Genomic DNA, 18921 nt, shown 5'->3' on the forward strand with positions numbered 1-18921 from the left:
TGCGTCAACAAAGGGTGCGTATTTGGAAACTTCACGCTACGCTGTGTGAGTGACTTCACAGGACACCGCCGTCGAACTGACCGCCGAAACGCAGACCGCCTTCGAACGCGCCGAGGCCAAGCACCGCCATGAGGCGCTGTACTCCGAGCGCGCGCACAACATCAAGCAGTCCGCCGTGCGCGACGTCTTCGACATCTCCATCCGCCCCGGCCTCGTCTCGCTCGCGGGCGGCTCGCCGAGCCTGTCCAAGCTCCCCGTCGACCTCGTCGCAGAGACCGCGAAGCGCGTCATCGCCGAGCACGGCATGACGGCGCTCCACTACGGCGGCGGCAAGGGCACGGAAGAGCTTCGCGAGCTCATCTGCGAAATCATGGCGGAGGAGGGCATCCTCGGGGCATCGCCCGACGACGTCGTGGTCACCACCGGCTCGCAGTCCGCGCAGGACATCGCGGCCAAGGTCTTCTGCAACCCAGGCGACGTCGTCCTCGTCGAGGACCCCACGTACGTCGGCGCGCTCAACACGTTCGAGGCGTACCAGGTGAAGGCCGAGCCGATCGGCATGGATGCGAACGGCCTCATCCCCGAGGACCTCGAGCGCCGCATCGCCGAGCTCGAGGCCGAGGGCAAGAACATCAAGCTCCTGTACACGATCCCGAGCTTCAACAACCCATCCGGCATCACGCTCGCGGCGGAGCGCCGCCAGCGCGTCGTCGACATCTGCCGCGAACACAACATCCTCGTACTCGAGGACAACCCCTACGGCATGCTCCGGTTCGACGGGCACCCGCTCGCGCCCCTGCGCGCGGACAACCCGGACGACGTCATCTACTGCGGCTCGTTCTCCAAGATCTTCTCCCCCGGCGTCCGGCTCGGCTGGGCCCTCGTGCCGAAGCACCTCTACCGCCGCTTCTACCTCGCGGCCGAGGCCGTGGTCCTGTGCCCGTCGTCGCTGACCCAGCTGCTCGTGACCGAGTTCTTCCGCGTCTTCGACTGGCGAGGCTACCTCGCGGAGTCCCGCGCGGTGTACGCCGAGCGGTGCGCGGCGATGCTTCAGGCCCTCGCCGAATACTTCCCCGCGGAGGCCGAATGGACGACGCCGGATGGCGGCTTCTTCGTGTGGGTCACCCTCCCGGAGGGGATCGACACGTACCCCCTCCTCTACCAGGCGATCGACGCTGGTGTCGTGTTCATCCCGGGAGCCGCGTTCACGCCGTCGGACGTCCCGAGCAACAAGCTCCGGCTCGCGTTCAGCGGCGTGGCCCCCGAGCAGATCCGTGAGGGCGTCCGCCGCCTCGCGCCCGTGATCCGCGCCGCCGTGGAGGCCAACGCGGGGTAAGGGTCACATCCCCACCGAGGCGTACAACCCGGGCAGCAGGGCCGGATTCCCCGGCACGAGGAATGCGAAGGCGATCAGCGCCACCCCGACGATCCTGCTGACCGCCCGTCCGCGGCTCCACGTCTTCTCCAGCAGCACGGTTGCCGCGATGGCCGCCATCCATACAAGGTTCGTCAGGCCGACGGCGGTCAGCACCGCCATGAGGCCCCAGCAGCACCCCACGCAGTACACGCCGTGGTAGATGCCGACCCTGACGTCACGGAACGTGCCCTTGTAGCCCGAAACGTGGAGCAGGAACGCAAGCGGCGAACGGCAATGGCGAAGGCAGAAGTCCTTGAGCGGAGTCAGCTCGTAGACGCCGGCAGCCGCCACGACTCCGGCCCCAACCCACGGCGAGACCGCAGGCGCCGTCGTCGCCAATTGACCGGCCAACAGCGCGGCCGCGAAGGCGAGCGCCCCGAACAGGGCCCACGAGACGAGGTAGCCGACCACGAGCGCGACGGTCCGAAAAGCGCGGACCGCCGCGCTCGGGGTCGCCCGGAGGGACCGCAGGTACATCGTGGTCAAGGGGGCCAAGGCCGGGAGCATCATGGCGGCCATCATGAGGGTCCACGCCGCGAGGAACCCTCCGAGGGCGAGTCCCATCGTCCCGGGGCCGGGAGGCATGCCCCGGGCTCCCAGGACGGTGAGGTACCACGCGACGGCCGAGCAGCCGAGCAGCACCAGCAGGGCCGCCCGGTTGCCGACGGCCAGATGGGCCTGCCCCGCCAACTCAGGCCGACCAGGCGAACGGGGCCGAGAAGGAATTCTTCCCGGTGTTGTCCCACGACAGGCCGAAGATGTTCACCGTAGAGGTCGTGGCACGCCCCGCGGCCAAGGTATCGGCGGGGAAGCCGACACCGCTGACCTTGACGCCCGCGCCGGTTGAATCAAACCGGGAGACGAAGTCCTCCACGGCAATGTCAATGGCATCGCCGATGCGGACCCTGTGCTCGCGACCGTCCTCGGAATACGAGATCTCGCGCGTCTCCATCCCAAGCATGTCGCTGACCAACGGGGCGAGGCCCGCGAGCGGTCCCCCGAGTTGACCGCCGAAGACTCCGCCGAGCGCTTCGGCCTGCTGAGCCGAAGCAGCGGCATCCATCACCACGCCCATCTTCCAGCCGCCGTCGCCCATGAGCGCCGGTGAATCGGCCACGACGCAGACGGTCAGGCCACCGACGTCGACGCCGTCGACGTCGCCCTTGTCGACATGGAAGGTCAGCACCACATCGCAGCGGTCATTGTCGGCGGGCGCGGTGAGGCCAGAGGTGGAACATGGGCAGACCATGTCGCAGTTGCAGTTCTCGAAGTACGTGCCTTCGATGTGCCATGTCATGTGAGCTCCTCAAAGGACGGCCTCACCCCACACGGAACCCCTACGATCGGCAACTGTCCTCCGAACGCCGGCCAAGGTCAAGACGTGGTCTCGCCGACTACCCGCCGATGGCGCGGAGTGCGTTCGCCTGGCCCTTGCCGCTGAACGAGTTGCTGCCCACGCCGCCCTGGCAGACTTGCGGGGCGCCGTTGTCGACGGCAGGGAACGGCGCGTACATCGCCGTGTCGGGGCACGCGAGCGGATCGGCCGTGGCCGTGATCCGGGCCGCGACGGCACCCGGCGAGATCACACCCGAGCTCACGACGAGCGCCGCGACGCCCGTGACGTGCGGCGAGGCCATGGACGTTCCCTGCAGGTAGCAGTACGTCGCGCCCGAGGCGTCGAACACTTTGCGTCGGCAGTTCTGGATGAGCGACGCCGGCCACGTCGAGAGCACGCGACCGTTGGGGGCCGCGGCCGTCCGTTGCAGGATCGAGTCGCCGCCCGGAGCCATGACCTGGGTGACGCCCACTCCGTAATTCGAGTAGAACGACTTGAACTCCTTGTTGCCATCCGCGCTCACTCCGATGACGCCGGGCACCTCGGCCGGGACGACGGCGCACGCGTTCGTGATCTCGCGCGTGACGGGCGTCGTGTTGTCCGGACTCGTGACGTCCTGGGTCGGGTGCGCGAGGTCGTCGGAGGCGTTGCCGAGGGCCGCGACGACGGTCGTCCCATGCGACTGCGCGAAGCGGATCGCGCGCCGCTCGGACTCCCAGATGGCCCGCTGCGTCGGATCGTTCTTGCAGTTGAAGAGCCACGGGTCCGCGAAGTAGCTGTTGTTCGTCACCTGGATGCCGTGCTGCCCGGCCCACATGAACGCGCACACGACGGCCTCGGGGAAGAAGAACCCAGCCTTGTCCCCGGCCTTGATGCCGGCGACCATGACGTTCGGGGCCACGCCCACGATGCCGATCCCGTTCTTCGCTGCCGCGATCGTTCCAGCGGTATGAGTGCCGTGGCCGTTGTCGTCCATCCACGCCGACGGCGCCTGATTCGGCACACCGCCCACGCACGAGACGCTGCGCGAGAAGTCCACGTTCGGGGCGAGATCGGGATGCGAGAAGTCGAGACCCGTGTCGATGTCGCCGACGACGACGGATCGGCTCCCACCGTTGATTGCACGCGCCTCGGGCGCGTGGATCTGGTTCATGTCCCATTGAAGGCCCGAGAGACTGTCGGCGCCGGGCACGGGGGTCGGCGAGACGGGATCCGCGGCGTCCGTCGCCGTGTCTTCCCCAAGAGAAACCCCGAACGACGCCGTTGCTGCCGCGGTGTCGACGCTCGGATCGGCGGCTTGGAGACGGGCCGCGAACCCGGACGCGCCCGATGAGACGATCGCGACGCCGATCTCGGCGTAGTCCTGGACGATCGCTCCGCCAGCCTGGGCGATCGCGTCACGCGAGGCTCCCGCGCTTCCGCCCGACTTGTAGAGGACGAGGTAGTTCTGGCTGGGTCCAGTGGCTGCCGGGGCCGTGTCAGCGGCGGCCGGCGAGATCGACGCCGTCGTGAACGCCGCCGCGAGGGCAACCGCGCCGACGGCCGCGACAATGCGCGCCGAGGTGCGAGTGACAAGGTGCATGGAAGGCTCCGTTCTCCCCGCGGAGGTCGTCCGCGTGGGGTAGGTCCCGAGGACCCTCTCGGCACCACTGCCGGGAGGGCAACGGACCACGGCGCTCCGGCCGGAAGCCGATCCGGCCGATCCGAGCCACGTGCGGCGCGCCCCGCGCGTCAGAGACTAGTGATGTGGGTCACCTTTTGTGAAGAGTTCGTTGCGCGTTTTCGACGGTCGACGAGGCGTGGGGGGTGACCGCTAGTCCTCGGTGATCTGAACGATCTGCCAGAGGCGCGGCGCCGGGAGCTGGGCCGTGACGTAATCGCCGTCGACCACAAGGGGCACCTCTGTCAAGCGCGGCTCGAGGTCGGGGTCCGCCACGCGGAGGCGCGGGAGGCCGCGGCCGGTGCGGCGGTACCTGAGAGTTGCCGTTCCCGGGGTGACTGGTTCCCGCCGAGGAGAGTCCCACAGGGCGTCTTCTTGGCCCTTGAGGTTGATCAGGTGCATCACGAGCCCGGAAGGACCCTGGGTGATGCGCCGCCACACGGCTCCTGGTGCGGGTTCCTCGGAAACGGGGGTGTCCGCGTAGACGACGTCGACGTCATCGTTGTAGCCGCCTGCGTAGGATCCCGTGACGTCGACAATGGCCGGGTCCATGAGCAGTTGATCGTACTCGACGAGGAAGTCGTACCAGCGGGCCAGGAACCGTTCGGTGGTCGTGTTGGCCACGTGATTGGTGACGTAGTACGGATCCACGAGAATCCTGTCCGCCTCGCCGGCCAAGAGCTGGGTGGCCCCGTGGCTGAACGCCGTGGCCATCGTGAGCGCGGTGGCCCTGTCGGCGCTTTCCTGGTCGTCCGAGGACGAGTACACGTGCTGGTAGGCGGCCAGGACGATCGGCTGGCCCCGCCGGGCGCCCTTGGCGCGGTTGATGACGTGGGCGAGGGAACCGAGGGTCGTGTGGGGCGGCCAGACCTCGATGTACACGGCGTCCTGCGGCGCGCTTGCGGTGGCCCACGTGGGGAAGTCGTTGACGTTGTTGAAGACCAGGCGGCTGTCCGGCAGCTCCTTCCTAGCCCGCTCGATGAGCTCGACGAACGATGCGGCGAGATCCACGGTGCGGCCATCGGGAGTGGTAGCCCGCTTGGGGTATCCGTACTGGTCGAGGTGGAAGCCGTCGAAGCCCACCTCGGAAGCAGCCCGGGCGAGTTCGTGGGCGAAGTGGCTGAGCCAGGGCTCCGCGGCGGGATCCAGGAGGTTCAGGAAGTCGCCGAGGCTGTGGGTGGCCCCGGTAGCCGTGGTCAGCGCATGCGCGTGCCAGAGCGGCCATTCCTCCTTGCCGGACGCGTACACGGCCGCGTAGCCGAGGCTGTCGGCGCCGACGGCCTTGAGGGCTTTGGCCAGGCTCCGCACGGTGGCCAGAGAGATCGGCTGGCCCAGAGGGTCGGAGTAGTCCTCGCCTCCGCCCAGGAGATCGGCGTGCCGATAGGCCCAGTCATAGAACTGGATCCCGTTCAGGTGGAGCCGACGAGCCCGGCGCACTACGCCATGGACGTCCTTGTCCGGCGAGTAGCTTGCCACGAAGCCGTACCGCAGCCGACCTCGGGGATCGGCCGTGACTTCGACGGCGGTGCGCAGTGTCAGCCCGTCTGCCCTGTACTCGATTCCGTAGCCGCCGGGCTGCAAGCTGCCCAGCGCGCGGAATCCCGGACCGACGTCGTTGAGGCGGAGCACGGGATCACCGAGGCGGAAGACGGTCAGCGTACCTGTGGTCCCCTCGGGAACGAGCACGTCCAGGGCAACAGTGTCCTCCGGCGTGAAGGAGGCTTTGACAGGGAGGAGTTCGGTGGAGATCACAGATTTCCTTGGCTTTCCTTGGCTCGGTGCGCCTGGCTCCGGGCCAGGCCGGTCATGGGAGTTCTACTTGACGGCGCCGGCTGTGATGCCGGCAATGAGGTGTCGCTGCCCTGCGATGTAGACCGCGACAACGGGGATGACGGCGATGGTCGAGGCCGCAAAGACGAGCCCCCACGCAGTGCTGTGCTCGCCTTGGAAGGCCGCGATGCCCAACGGGAGCGTGCGCTTGCTGGCGTCGCTGATCACCGTGAGGGCCCAGACGTATTCGTCCCACGCCCCGAGGAAGGCGAACACGGCAGCGGTTGCGAGGGCCGGGCGCGCGAGGGGCAGATAGAGCCGGACGAACTTCCGCCAGGTGCCAGCGCCGTCGACCGTCATGGCCTCGTCGAGCTCGGTGGGAACCCGTTCGAAGAAGGCCCGCAGCATGAACGTGGTGAACGCGATCTGGCCGGCCGTGTAGAAGAACACGAGGCCATTGAGGGAGTCCAGCATGCCGAGCGACTTGGCCAGGATGAACTGGGGCACGATGATGACGATTCCGGGAATCATGAGCCCGGCCAGCAGCACCGCATAGACGACGTTCTTTCCGGGGAAGTCGAATCGGGCGAAGGCGAAGGCCGTCATCGCCGAGATCGCCACGGCGGCGAGCGTCGTCAGCACCGACACATAGGCGGAGTTGACGAAGTACTGGGCGAAATCGCTGCCCGTCCACGCATCCACATAGTTGGCGATCGTCGGGTTCTGGGGGAGGAAATGCGGCGGATTGGGCAGCAGCGCGGTGTTCGGCTCGAACGACGTGGTGACCATGATGACGAACGGCGCCATGAGGAACAGCGCCCCGATGGCGACCGCCGCCGTCCGGGCTGCAGTCCAGCCGATCGCACTCCGGCGCCTGCTGGGGGTCCGCCGTGCGGACGGGGTTCCGACGAGGGTGGCTGGCGCGCTGCTCATCGCCGCGCCTCCTTCTTCTCACGCGTGATGCGGTACTGCAGATAGGAGACCGCGGAAATGATGATGGCCATGACGAAGGACATAGCTGAGGCGAAGCCGAAGTCCAAGAACGAGAAGGCCTGCTTGTACATGTAGGTCAGGGGCACTTCGGTCGAGCCGGCGGGCCCGCCGTTCGTCATGAGGAGGATCGAGGGGAAGACGTTGAACGCTCCGATGATCTGAACGATCGCGACGAAGATGACGGTCCCGCGGATGCCGGGGAACGTCACGTTGGCGAACTTGGCCCACGCGTTCGCGCCGTCGAGCGCCGCGGCCTCGTAAAGGTCCTGCTGGACTCCGCCCAGCGCCGCGAGGAAGACGACGATGCACCAGCCGAGGTTCTTCCAGATGCCGAGCATCGAGACCGCAGCGAGGGCAGTCCAGCGCTGCTCGAGCCAGGGCACTGGTTCGGAGACGGCGTGGAGCACGTCCTGCAGGAACCAATTCACGGCGCCGTTGTCGCTGCTGAAGAGGTACTTGAACAGGAGCGACACCACGACCCAGCTCGTGACCACGGGGATGTAGTAGAGCACCCGGAAGAGGGTTCTGGCGGGCATGGGGCGGTGCAGGAGCACGGCGAACACGAGCGAGACGGCGATCGTCGCGGGCACCGTCATGAGGAGGTAGGCCCCCGCGTTGACCACGCTCGTCCAGAACTGCGGGTCGCCGAGAGCCCTCACATAGTTGTCGAACCCGACGAACGGGCTGTCCGTCCCGGGAAGAACCGACCACTGGTAGAAGCTGATCTGCAGCGATCGCACGAGAGGGTAGCCGGTGGTGAGCGCGAAGAAGGCCAGCCCTGGCGCGGCAAACGCCCAGGGGATCCACCAGTGGGCCGGGCGGCGGGAACTCCCGCCCCGCCGCGGCTTCGAGGGCCGCGACGGAGCGGGAACGTGTTCCGTGCGGGCACGGAACGGCGCTTCGGTGGACATGGTCATCCTTGCGCGAGCAGGGGGTCAATCTGGGAGGCCGCGGAGTCGAGCGCCTGCTGGACCGTCACTTTGCCCTGGAAGGCGAGCTGGACCTGCTTGGTGAAGATGTCGTCGACCTTGGCCCACTGCGGGGTTGCGGGGCGCGGGCGGGCGGTCTTGAGCTGCTCGAGGTAGGGCGCGTAGTACGGCGCGTACGAGGCCATATCGGCAGCCAGAGCGGGCTCGGCGGAGAGCTGCCCCACCTTGCCCATCGCCTGCTGCGCGTCGGGCGAAAGCATGTACCGGACGAACTCCGCCGCGAGGGCCTTGTTCTTGGACTGCTGCGTCATGACAATATCTTCGCCGCCGACCACGCTGATGCTCCCGGCCGAGCCCGAGAACATCGGCTCGGTAGCGGGCTTGAAGCTCGGGTAGGAGGCGGTCAGCCCGGGGAAGGTCCAGGGACCGTCGACGATCGTGTCGTAGAGGCCCTTCGCAAGGCCGTCCGACGTCGGGGTGTCGCCGCTGCCGCCGAGGATGTTGCCGGGGATCTGCTTGGCCCTGTACATGTCGACGAGCATCTGGATGGCGTCGACCGTCTGGGGGCTGTTGAGGTAGCCGGTCGCCTTCGAGACCGACGGATCGGTCATCTCGCCGCCGTTGGACCAGATGAAGGGCAGGAGGTTCCAGGCGCCGGACCCGCCCTCGGCGAAGATGAACTTGCCGCCGCCCACCTTGCTGGCCGCCGCCTTGAGGTCATCGAGGGACTTCGGGACTTGGCTGACGCCCTGGGACGTGAGCGCATCCTGGTTGTAGATGACGACCCTCGTGTTGGTGTCGAGCGGCAGTCCCCAGTACTTGTCCTTGTACTTGTTGGTGGCCAGGGGCCCGGGGAACATCTTCGCCGCCCAGCTCTGGAAGTCGGGCATGACGTCGCTCAGCGGTGCGAGGACCCCAAGCTTGGCGAGCTCCGGAACCGTGACGATGTCCGCACGCACGACGTCGGGCAGCGCACCGCCCGCAGTTGCCGTGATGAGCTTCTGGTGCATATCGGAGGACGGGACCTGCACGTCGTGGACCTTGACCCCGGGGTGGAGCTTTTCGAAGTTGGGGATGATGGTCTTCTCGAGGGCGTTGATCTCTCCGCCACCGGCGCTGTAGGCGTGCCAGAACGTGATTTCGCCGGACACGGATGCACTGGGCGAGAGCTCGTTGCCGGACGGCGCGCTCTGGGATGATCCGGCGCCGACGCCACAGGCGGCCAGGCCGGTCAGGGCGGCCAGCGCGATGGTCGGCAGGACCAGCGATCGTTTCATGGTGGAACCTTTCTATGCCTGGACTTCTGTGTCCAACGGGGCAGGGGGGATGGGGCGAAGCAGGGCGGCGAACTCCCATGGTCTGAGGGCCAGTCCGTGGGCGTCGGGATAGTTGCCGAGGAGCCGCCGCGCGTCAGCCCAGAGAGGGTCCGCGACCTCGGCAATCCGTGGGTGGGCGCTGAAGTTCCCGAGCACGAGCAGCTCGTGATCCTCGTGGCGCCGAATGTAGGCGTAGACCTCCTCGTCGTCGGGCAGGAGCATCGTGAAGTCGCCGTGGGCGATCACGGGCAGCTCGTGGCGCAGCCGGATGAGCATTCGGTAGAAGTTGAAGACCGAGTCCTCGCGCGAGATCTGCTCCTCGGCATTCACGGCGCTGGCGTTCGGGTTGACGCCGATCCATGGTGTGCCGCTCGTGAACCCGGCTTGAGGTCCTGCGTCCCACTGCACGGGCGTGCGGGCGTTGTCCCGGTTGAGCGGGGCGATCGAGGCGAGGACGACGGTGGGGTCCTCCCAGAGCACCTCGGTCGCCTCCCGGAAGTGGTTGAGGACCTCGATGTCCCTGTAGTCGTCGATGGTGGCGAAGGGCATGTTCGTCATGCCTAGTTCCTCGCCCTGGTAGACGTACGGGGTCCCGCGGTGAAGGTGCAGCACCCCGGCGAGCATCTTCGCCGAGAGCTCACGGTACTCGGGGCTCTCGTCCCCGAACCGCGAGACAACCCGCGGCTGGTCGTGGTTGCCCCAGTACAGGCTGTTCCAGCCACGCTCCGCGAGCCCGGCCTGCCACCGCCCGAGCGACGCCTTGAGCTCGGTCAGGCGCAGCTGGGTGGGGTTCCACTTGCTCCCGTCATGGTCGAGTCCCACATGCTCGAACTGGAACACCATGTCCACCTCGCGGCGCGCAGGGTCGGTGAAGAGCGCGGCATCCTCGACCGTGACCCCGGGCATCTCCCCCACCGTCAGCAGGGCCTCGTCTCGGCCGGCGAACACCTGTTCGTGCATCTCGTTGAGGTACTCGTGGATCCGCGGCCCGGAGATGAACGATGCGCCTCCGTCCGCGTAGAGCCGGCCGTCGCGCTCGGGGCCGTCCGGCAGCGCGGGATCTTTTGAGATGAAGTTGATGACGTCCATCCGGAACCCGTCCACCCCGCGGTCGAGCCACCACCGCATCATCTCGTAGACCGCCTCGCGGACCTCGGGGTTCTCCCAGTTCAGGTCCGGCTGCTTCTTCGAGAACAGGTGGAGGTAGTACTCCCCCGTGGCCTCGTCGAGCTGCCACGCGGAACCCGAGAAGAACGACTCCCAGTTGTTCGGCTCGGCGCCGGGGATACGGGGCTCGGCCCCGGGCCCGCCAGCCTCGAAACCCGGGCGCGCCGGGCGCCACCAGTACCAGTCCCGCTTCGGGGAGTCCTTCGACGCGCGGGACTCGACGAACCACGGGTGCTCGTCCGAGGTGTGGTTGACGACGAGGTCCATGACGAGCTTCATCCCGCGGGCGTGAAGGCCCGCGATGAGCTCGTCGAGGTCCGCGAGGGAGCCGAAGAGGGGGTCGATGTCCCGGTAGTCGCTGATGTCATAGCCGTTGTCGTCGTGCGGGGAACGGTAGACGGGCGAGAGCCAGAGGACGTCGACCCCGAGCCGTTCGAGGTAGTCGAGCTTGGAGATGATTCCCTGGAGGTCGCCCACGCCGTCGTCGTTCGAGTCGGCGAAGCTGCGCGGATAGACCTGGTACACCACGGCGCTGCGGAACCAATCGCGCTCGCGGGGAACGGTTTCGCGTTCTTGGGGGGAGATGACTGTCAACGGGGCACCTTCGCAGAAAGTTCGCAGAGAAGAGGATGAGCCGAAGCGGCTGATTCCCGACTGGGAACGCAGTCTCGGGCTGGCTCTGCCTTGCGCCGCCGATGAGACCGGTTCACCTCAGGATGTGATCTGTTCAACACTCAAAGTTTTGTCACAGAAGTCTCATGGTGTCAAGGGATGGCCAACCAGCCTTGCCGGCCCGGTTATCTCAAGCGTCGAAGTTCTGGCGCAAAAGCCCAAGTTCTGCCAAAATCACAGTGACATACCTGCGAGGAGGCAACCAGTGGACGCGACGCCTGTGCATCCGAGCTGGCTCGGCGAGCCGGGATCGACTCGGGACGTGCTGTATCGGCTGCTGGTCGAGGGGCCCCTGTCTCGCAGCGCCCTCGCCGAGCGCCTCGGGCTCTCGGCGGCGAGCCTGAGCCGCGTGACCAAGCCGCTGCTGGCCTCCGGAGAGATCAGGGAGACGCCCGACCGCCACGTCGGGCCCACCGGCCGGCCCACTCAGCCGCTCGAGATCGACGCCGACCGCCATCATTTCATCGGCGTGAAGATCACGGGAACCCATGTTTATGCGGCGCTCGTGAACCTCCGCACCGACGTCCTGGCCAGCGCACAGGCTCCTCTCGAGTCCACCGAGCCTCAGCGCGTCGCGGAGCTCGTGGCGCTCATGGCCAAGGAGCTCCGGGAACAGCATCCCGTCCCCGTCTCGGGACTCGGCGCGTGCCTTGGCGGGCAGGTGCTGGACGACGGCGAAGTGGGCTACGCACCCTTCCTGCACTGGGAGAATGTCCCGTTCGCGAGGTATCTCGGCGGGCACACCGAGATACCTGTCACGGTGACGAACGATCTGAATGCCCTCACGCTCATCGAGCATTGGCGGGGTGCCGGACAAGGCGTGGCCAACCTCGTGATCCTCACGATAGGAGCCGGCGTGGGCTACGGACTCGTCATCAAGAACCAGCTGATCCATGATGCCAACGCGGGTCTGGGACAGGTGGGCCATACCCCTCTGGACGCGTCGGGGCCCACGTGCGACCTCGGCCATCGCGGGTGCGCGAACGTCATGCTGAGCATCCGGAACATCGAGGCGCACGCCTCAGTGTCGTTGGGGCGCGTCGTGAAGTATGACGAAGTGCTCCGGCTCGCCGAGGCAGGAGATCCGCTCGCGCGCGCCGCGGTGGATCAGGCGGGCTTCGCGCTGGGCCGCCTTCTCACGATCGCCTCAGGCTTCGCGATGCCCGAAAAGATCATCCTTACCGGCGAGGGCGTCGGCCTTGCCTACACGGCGGCCGACGCCGTCGAGGCCGGCCGCCGACAAGACCGCGAGAGGCATGCCGCAGCAGTTCCCCTCGAATGCATCGAGGTGGACGACATCTATTGGGCGCGCGGAGCGGCGCTCGCGGCCATGCAGCAGCCGCGGTCCTGACTCGGGATCAGCCCTCCGACTGATAGCGAGCTGGCACGCCGATGCGCATCCGGCAGCGCCCCATGACCCGTGGCGCGAAGCTTTTGTTGCGAAACCCTCAGCATGTCCGGGCGAAGCGTGCCGCCTGCCTCGCATCCGGCAGTCGCTGCACTCACGCGAGCTTTACTCCGTGCGCTCGTACACCCACGGAAGGGACGTCAGGGTCAGGCGGTGCCGCGCGTTCCCGATTGCGCCGGGGTTGAGGTATTGCGCGTCGCCGTTCCACAGGACCGCCTCGATCCGGCCGTTCTCGCCGAACAGCTGGAAGCTCGCGAACAGTCTGGGGCCGCGCTCAGCCGCCTCCGCAAGGGCGGCCGCCGACGACTCGGCGCCCACGAGTCCGTGGAGTGTGACCCACGTGGGCGGGAACAGCGCGAGCTGACCGGCCGCGTGCCGCTCAAGGGCGGCCGCGGGGGCAAGCCATGCGAACGCGACGTGCTCGGACTCGTTGAGGACGATCTCGCCCCCCGGATCGGCCGCGAGGAAGAACCACGTGCGCAGCCGCCTCTCGGCGCGCTGCGGCGGGATCCAGCACGAGAGATCCACGAGATCGGATTCGTTGAGCGCGAGGCCCGTCTCCTCCGCGGTCTCGCGCACGGCCGCACGACGCGCGGCGAGGGGCACCGCGGCGGGGGCGGCGCCGTCGTCGTCCGCTCGGAGCCGGGCCGGATCGCCGGGGCGGAAGTCCTCCGGGTCCACCCGCCCGCCCGGGAACGCCCATGCGCCCGCGAACGAGCCTCGGCCGGGCCGTTCGAGCAGGAGCACCTCGACTCCAGCCTCGCCCTCTGGCCCGGAAGTGTCGCGGAGGATCACGACGGTCGCGGCGTCGTCGGCGGCCTGGGTCTCGGGCATGCACCCAGTATGGCGCGCGGGACGGGCTAGAGGGGCCGGAGCCGGCCGGTGCCCGGGCGGAGCCACCGGACGCCCTCGGCCTCGAGCACGTCGTGGACGCGGGGGCTGCTGCGGGACCACCGCTCGGGCGTGACGCACACGAGCGGCTCGAGCCCCTGCATCTTCGAAAACAGGAACGCGCCGACGAGGGAAAGGTCATTGAGCGCCCGGTCGAAGAACGCAGGATCGTATTGCAGACCCGGGTCATATTTGAACGCCGACTCCTCGAGAAGCTGCCCGTAGTCCTCCGGGTCGCCGAAGAGCTCCGCGACCATGGGGCGCACGCCACCGTGCACGACAAATCGATTCCGGAGCTCTTTCATCCGGTAGATCAGATTGATCGTGTCGGGAGCGAGCACCGCGCGCACCCGCAAATCGTCCTTGACCCGCTTGGACAGGATGATCTTGTCCACGAGCACGTTCCTCGCGGCGCCCTCGCTCAGCCTGCGCACCCACGCGAGCTGCTTGATATACAGCTCGATGACCTTGAAGAATTCGATGATGGCGCTCTCGGGATCGGCCAGGAGCGCATAACCGCGGGACAACGTGAAGCACGCCTGGATCTGGTAAGGGCTGTTGGATCTCTCGAGGTGGAGGATGGCGTCCGTGACGTCCTGCGAATACCGATTCTCCCCAGGCTCATCCTCGGACGGAATAGCCGAGAAAGTGCCCGACGAACGCTCGATGAGCCCTTGGCCCTCATAGACGCCGAGCAAGGCCAGCGCCATGGAAAGCCTCTTGAACGCGGCCTTCCGGTCCAGCTCGTCCGAACACCGCAGCACCACCGACCGCGCGCCGTCGCCGCCGAGGTCGAGCCCATAGACCGGGTATTCCAGACCCGAGGACGGGACGGGAACCAGCGGAAACGTATAGGCATAGCTGCGAGCCATGCCTCAATTCTGAGGGACCCCTCGGGGCCGGGGCGGGCCGTGCGCGGTCGTACGCTAGAAGGCGTGCTTCTTTCCCGCCGCCAGTTCCTCCGCGCCACCGCGGCGGCCACCGTGCTGGCCCCGGCCCTTGCGTCGAGCCTCTCCTCGTGCGCCGCGCCCGAGGACGTCCCCAAGGTCGGGTTCGGCACGCCGCTTCCGGTCCCGCCCCTCGCGGAATCGCGGCTCGACGGCGACGTGCGCGTCTTCTCGCTCGCCGCGCAGGCGGGCAAGCACGAGTTCGTCCCCGGCAAGCCCGCCGACTCGATGGGCTACAACGGCTCCCACCTCGGCCCCACGCTCCGCGCGGCACGCGGCGAACGCGTCCGCATCGACATCCGCAATCAGCTCGGCGATCCCACGACCCTCCACTTCCACGGCATGCGGCTCCCGGCGGCGGACGACGGCGGCCCGCACCTCGCGATCGACCCGGGGGCATCGTCGTCGCCCGCCTGGACGATCGACCAGCCCGCCGCAACGCTCTGGTACCACCCCCACCCGCACGGGAGCACCGAGAAGCAGCTTTCGCTCGGGCTCGTGGGAATGTTCTTCGTAGACGAGCCCGGCGCGGGCGTCGCGCTACCCCATACGTACGGCGTCGATGATTTCCCTCTGATCGTCCAGGACCGCCGCCTGGACTCGAACGGCCAGCTCACGTTCGACTCCTCCGGCAATTCCCTCGGCACGCTCGGCAACTCGATCGCGGCGAACGGCGTCCTCGGCGCGTCGCTCAAGGTCACGACCGCCCGCGTGCGCCTTCGGCTCCTCAACGCGAGCGGCGGTCGCTGGTTCAACTTCGGCTTCGCGGACGGGCGCACCTTCCACGTCGTGGCGTCCGACGGCGGGCTCCTCGCCGCCCCGACGCCGGTTACGCGGGTGCAGCTCTCCCCCGCGGAACGCGCGGAGATCGTCGTCTCGGTGACTCCGGGCGAGTCGATCATGCTCCGCTCGTTCTCGCCGGACCTCGGCTCGGTGAACCCCGCCTCCTCGTTCGGGGGCGGCAAGGACTTCGACGTCCTGCGGCTCGACGCGGCGGCGAGCCTCACGCCGTCGCCCGCTCTGCCCGCGGCGCTCGCTGCGATTCCGGCCCTCGACGTCTCCGGGGCCCACATCCGCAGCTTCACGCTCAACGGCCGGAACATCAACAACCACACGGTGGACATGAACCGCGTCGACGAGATCGTGAAGAAGAGCTCGACCGAGGTGTGGCTCGTGGACAACACCAACGCGTATCAGCACAACTTCCATGTGCACGGCGTGCAGTTCCAGCTGCTCGACGTCAACGGGACGCCGCCACCCGCGCATCTGCGCGGGTGGAAAGATACGATCCCACTGCTCCCCGGCGATCGGAGCCGCATCGCGATGCAGATGCCTGCGTATGCCGACGTGAAGGTCCCGTACATGTACCACTGCCACGTCGTCACGCATGAGGACCAGGGGATGATGGGGCAGTACCTCGTGACCGAGGACGGCACGGGACCGTCGGCCCTCTCGATGGAGGGCATGCACCACTAGCGTCCCTTCCAGTACGCGTACTCGAAGGGACACCGACCGTCGTGTACGCGTTCCCAGCCGCAGACGATCGCGCGACCGCGACATTCCGCGGCCGAGCACCTGGCCGAGGCCCGGCCACGCGCGAAACCCGTACAGGACTGAACGGGTTTGAGGCGGCCCGTCGTGTACGCGTACAGGAAGGGTCGCCTGGATCGGGTACGGTTCGACTAGTCCGGTCCGCCGACCAGCCCCCACGAGCCAAGGAGCACCATGACCGTCGTCGTCACTGCCGTCTTCCACCCCGCTGAGGGCCAGCGCGAGCAGCTCGTCGAGGCCCTTCGCTCGACCATGCCCGCCGTCCACGAGGAGGACGGGTGCCTGCTCTACGCGATCCACGACGCCTCCGACGGCACGATCACCATGATCGAGAAGTGGACCTCGGCCCAGCACCTCGACGCCCACGCGCGCGGCACCGCGGTCGCGGCGCTTCAGGCCGTGGTCGACCCGCTCGTCGCGCGCCCGACGGTCGTCACGACGATGACCCCGCTCAAGGCTGGAACCCCGGAGCAGGGACTCCTCTAGCCCGGGGCCAGCCCCGACGCGGCCGTCCGGGCTCCCCAGTTACAGCGCCGGGCTCCCCAACTTTGACGACCACAACCTGAGCAGGGCCGCGGCGTTCCGGGTGAGTTCCGCCGTCGTCCGGCCAAGAGTTGGAGACGTTGGCGGAAGAACTGGGGACGTTGGCGCAGGGCCGAGAAGGATCCCTGCAGAACCCGGGCCCAGCCGAGCTCAGTACCCCGCCGCCGGGTCGACGAGCCCCTCGAGCGGAAGGCCCATCGCGAAGCGCCGAACGTTGATCTCGACCCGCTCGCCGAGGAGCGGCCGGATCATCTCGAGGGTGTCGGCCGTGTGCGGCGTGATGAGGGCGCGGGGCTCGTCCCACAGGGGGTGGCCGTCCGGGAGGGGTTCGGGGTCGGTCACGTCAAGGCCCGCCCCGAGGATGCGCCCGTCCGCAAGGGCGCGGACCAAAGCGTCAGTGTCCACAAGCCCGCCCCGCGCGATATTCACGAGCACCGAGCCCGGCTTCATGACCGCGAGCTCGGCCTCGCCGATGAGCTTGGAAGTTCCAGGGGTCAGCGCCGCCGCAACGACCACGACGTCGGCCTCGGGGAGCAACTCGGGGAGGTGCTCCGCCGTCGTCGTCCGCCGCGCGCCGGGGACGGGCGCGTCGGTGCGCCGCACGACGTCGATCTGCATGTCGAACGCGGCAAGGAGCCGCAGGAGCTCGATCCCGATCCCACCCGCGCCGATCACGAGCGCCGTGAGCCCGTGCAGCGACGTGCCCGCGGGCCGCCCCCATGCACGGGCGGCGGCGCGCTCGGGCAAGTGCCGGTACAGGGCGAGCGTGAGCGCGAGGGCGTGCTCAGCCACGGGCTTCGCGTAGGCGCCCTTCGCGCTCGTCCAGACCTTGTCGGGATGCGCGGCGAGGGCGTGCGTGTACGATTCGATGCCCGCCGAGGGGAGCTGGACCCAGCGCACCGACGGCGTCGCGTCGAGGATGTCCTGGAGCGCGTGCTTGTCGTTGCCATGGTCGAGGACGAGGGCGTCGGGCTGCTCCCCGAGGCCGACGACGACGCCGCCCGCCGCGGCGATGGCATCGGTGAGGAAGGGCAGGACGTCGCCGTGGATCGCGATGCGGGGAGTTGTGGTCATGGGCACAGCGTAATGGCGCAGCCTGAGCGTAGGGCCTGAGCGTGGAGCCTGAACATGGGCCCCGAACCGTAGGATCAGGTGGTGCATCGATTCGCCGTCGTCCTCCCCCTCGCGCCCATGGCGCTCGGCGAGCGCTACGCCGTGCGGGACTGGCCCCTCCATGTGACCGTCACCCCGGTTTTCGCGACGCGGGCGACGACGCCGATGCTCGCCGCACGCATGGGCGAGGTCGCCGCCCAGCACGGTCCGGTCGACGCCGTCGCGGGGCCGCCCGAGCTCTTCGGCCCGCGGCACGACACGCCCGTGGCGCTCCTGGACTGCCCCGAGGTCCGCGCGATGCATGCCGTGCTCACGGATGCGCTCGCACCGTTCGGCATCGCGTTCGACTCGCCGGGCTACTCGGGGGAGGGCTTCCGCCCGCATGTCACGGCGACGTCGAAGGGCGCCGCGGCCGAGGGCCAGAAGCTGTGGCTTGCCCAGCTCGCACTCGTGGACATGGAGCCGGGGCCGGGCCCGGGGCGCCCGCAGGTCGTGGCGGTCGCGGCACTCGACGCGAGAACCCCCGCCGTTTCCACTGAGGGCGTCTGAAACGTCCCACTGAGAACAAGCATCAATTCGTGCTTCCGGTGGCAAACCAAAATTCACTCGCCAGAAAAGACATTGAGAGACATGCGCGTCGCTGATCAACCCGTGCGGCATCAACGCGACGCGTCGCGGTAGCCGACGTGGACCTCGGCGTCGAGGCCCCGCAGCGAGCTCAGCTTCGACAGGAGCCCGAACAGCTCGGCGGCCTGCTCAGGGGTCAGGCCGTCGACGATCGCGGCCTCCTGCGCCTCGGCGGCATATCGCAGCGAACGGAGCACAGAGACCCCGGATTCGGTCAGGCGGAGTTCCTGGATCCGGCGGTCGGCGGAGCTCCGCGTCCGCGTGACGAGCCCGGCGCCCTCGAGCCGGTCGATGAGCGCAACGACCCGGCTCTGGACCGAGCCGAGCGTGTCGGAGAGCTCCCGCTGGCTGATGCCCGGGGACCGGCCGATGATGCGGACGACGCCGGCCTCCGAGGGGGTGATGCCCAGGCCACGCGTCTGGTCGGCGAAGAGCTCGGTTGCGTGCGCGCCGAGCTGCGAGAGCAGGAATCCGATGCGGGCCGGGCGTCCTCCGGTCGGCATGGGGCCGGCCGGCATGAGCCCGCCCGGTCTCGATCCGTCTGGCCTCGAACTCTCTGGCATGGATCCACAATACAGCAT

The 18921-nt window shown here is 68.2% G+C and carries 17 protein-coding genes; 5 read left to right on the forward strand and 12 right to left on the reverse strand.

Annotation, left to right across the window (positions count from 1 at the left end; translation table 11 throughout):
- Positions 1–49 precede the first annotated feature (49 nt).
- Positions 50–1336: a PLP-dependent aminotransferase family protein gene (locus RBS12_RS14110; RefSeq protein WP_307966755.1), complete on the forward strand. Its 1287-nt coding sequence runs from the start codon at positions 50–52 to the stop codon at positions 1334–1336.
- Positions 1337–1339: 3 nt separating this feature from the next.
- On the opposite strand, the gene RBS12_RS14115 is transcribed toward RBS12_RS14110, so the two are convergent.
- The 8 genes from RBS12_RS14115 to RBS12_RS14150 all read right to left on the reverse strand — a co-directional run bounded on the left by RBS12_RS14115 (position 1340) and on the right by RBS12_RS14150 (position 11182).
- Positions 1340–2107 (reverse strand): DUF2182 domain-containing protein, encoded by a 768-nt coding sequence (locus tag RBS12_RS14115; protein ID WP_307966756.1) that lies wholly within the window; start codon positions 2105–2107, stop codon positions 1340–1342.
- Position 2108: 1 nt separating this feature from the next.
- Positions 2109–2714: a DUF1326 domain-containing protein gene (locus RBS12_RS14120; protein ID WP_307966757.1), complete on the reverse strand. Its 606-nt coding sequence runs from the start codon at positions 2712–2714 to the stop codon at positions 2109–2111.
- A gap of 97 nt (positions 2715–2811) precedes the next feature.
- The gene (locus RBS12_RS14125) at positions 2812–4335 is read right to left on the reverse strand and encodes a S8 family serine peptidase (RefSeq protein WP_307966758.1); all 1524 of its coding nucleotides are present in this window, start codon (positions 4333–4335) and stop codon (positions 2812–2814) included.
- 231 nt (positions 4336–4566) lie between these two features.
- Positions 4567–6165 (reverse strand): glycoside hydrolase family 66 protein, encoded by a 1599-nt coding sequence (locus RBS12_RS14130; protein ID WP_307966759.1) that lies wholly within the window; start codon positions 6163–6165, stop codon positions 4567–4569.
- A gap of 63 nt (positions 6166–6228) precedes the next feature.
- Positions 6229–7116: a carbohydrate ABC transporter permease gene (locus tag RBS12_RS14135; protein WP_307966760.1), complete on the reverse strand. Its 888-nt coding sequence runs from the start codon at positions 7114–7116 to the stop codon at positions 6229–6231.
- Entirely contained in the window at positions 7113–8087 is a 975-nt protein-coding gene (locus RBS12_RS14140; protein ID WP_307966761.1) for a sugar ABC transporter permease, read from the reverse strand. The genes RBS12_RS14135 and RBS12_RS14140 overlap by 4 nt, the downstream gene beginning before the upstream one ends.
- A 2-nt stretch (positions 8088–8089) precedes the next feature.
- Positions 8090–9382, reverse strand: coding sequence for an extracellular solute-binding protein (locus tag RBS12_RS14145; RefSeq protein ID WP_307966762.1), 1293 nt, complete (start codon positions 9380–9382; stop codon positions 8090–8092).
- A gap of 12 nt (positions 9383–9394) precedes the next feature.
- Positions 9395–11182, reverse strand: coding sequence for an alpha-glucosidase (locus tag RBS12_RS14150; protein ID WP_373886526.1), 1788 nt, complete (start codon positions 11180–11182; stop codon positions 9395–9397).
- Positions 11183–11465: 283 nt separating this feature from the next.
- Here RBS12_RS14150 and RBS12_RS14155 point away from each other — a divergent pair, with 283 nt between their 5' ends.
- Positions 11466–12611: an ROK family transcriptional regulator gene (locus RBS12_RS14155; protein ID WP_307966763.1), complete on the forward strand. Its 1146-nt coding sequence runs from the start codon at positions 11466–11468 to the stop codon at positions 12609–12611.
- 162 nt (positions 12612–12773) lie between these two features.
- On the opposite strand, the gene RBS12_RS14160 is transcribed toward RBS12_RS14155, so the two are convergent.
- Positions 12774–13502 carry an NUDIX domain-containing protein gene (locus RBS12_RS14160; protein ID WP_307966764.1) on the reverse strand — a complete coding sequence of 243 codons (729 nt, stop codon included), beginning with the start codon at positions 13500–13502 and terminating at the stop codon, positions 12774–12776.
- A 26-nt stretch (positions 13503–13528) separates the two neighbouring features.
- A complete protein-coding gene (locus RBS12_RS14165) occupies positions 13529–14431 on the reverse strand; it encodes a hypothetical protein (protein ID WP_307966765.1) in 903 nt (300 codons plus the stop codon).
- 63 nt (positions 14432–14494) lie between these two features.
- Between RBS12_RS14165 and RBS12_RS14170 the strand changes: the two genes are divergently transcribed.
- A complete protein-coding gene (locus RBS12_RS14170; protein ID WP_307966766.1) occupies positions 14495–15982 on the forward strand; it encodes a multicopper oxidase domain-containing protein in 1488 nt (495 codons plus the stop codon).
- Positions 15983–16231: 249 nt separating this feature from the next.
- Positions 16232–16543 (forward strand): putative quinol monooxygenase, encoded by a 312-nt coding sequence (locus RBS12_RS14175; RefSeq protein ID WP_307966767.1) that lies wholly within the window; start codon positions 16232–16234, stop codon positions 16541–16543.
- A 207-nt stretch (positions 16544–16750) separates the two neighbouring features.
- On the opposite strand, the gene RBS12_RS14180 is transcribed toward RBS12_RS14175, so the two are convergent.
- Positions 16751–17674, reverse strand: a complete 924-nt coding sequence (locus tag RBS12_RS14180) for a D-isomer specific 2-hydroxyacid dehydrogenase family protein (protein WP_307966768.1) — start codon at positions 17672–17674, stop codon at positions 16751–16753.
- Positions 17675–17755: 81 nt separating this feature from the next.
- Here RBS12_RS14180 and RBS12_RS14185 point away from each other — a divergent pair, with 81 nt between their 5' ends.
- On the forward strand, positions 17756–18262 hold the full coding sequence (locus tag RBS12_RS14185; RefSeq protein WP_307966769.1) for a 2'-5' RNA ligase family protein: 507 nt from the start codon (positions 17756–17758) through the stop codon (positions 18260–18262).
- A gap of 110 nt (positions 18263–18372) precedes the next feature.
- On the opposite strand, the gene RBS12_RS14190 is transcribed toward RBS12_RS14185, so the two are convergent.
- Positions 18373–18903, reverse strand: coding sequence for a MarR family transcriptional regulator (locus RBS12_RS14190; protein ID WP_307966770.1), 531 nt, complete (start codon positions 18901–18903; stop codon positions 18373–18375).
- Between the last annotated feature and the right edge of the window lie 18 nt (positions 18904–18921).

It is taken from the genome of Sinomonas sp. ASV322 (assembly GCF_030908245.1).
In the GTDB taxonomy this organism is placed as follows: Bacteria; Actinomycetota; Actinomycetes; order Actinomycetales; family Micrococcaceae; genus Sinomonas.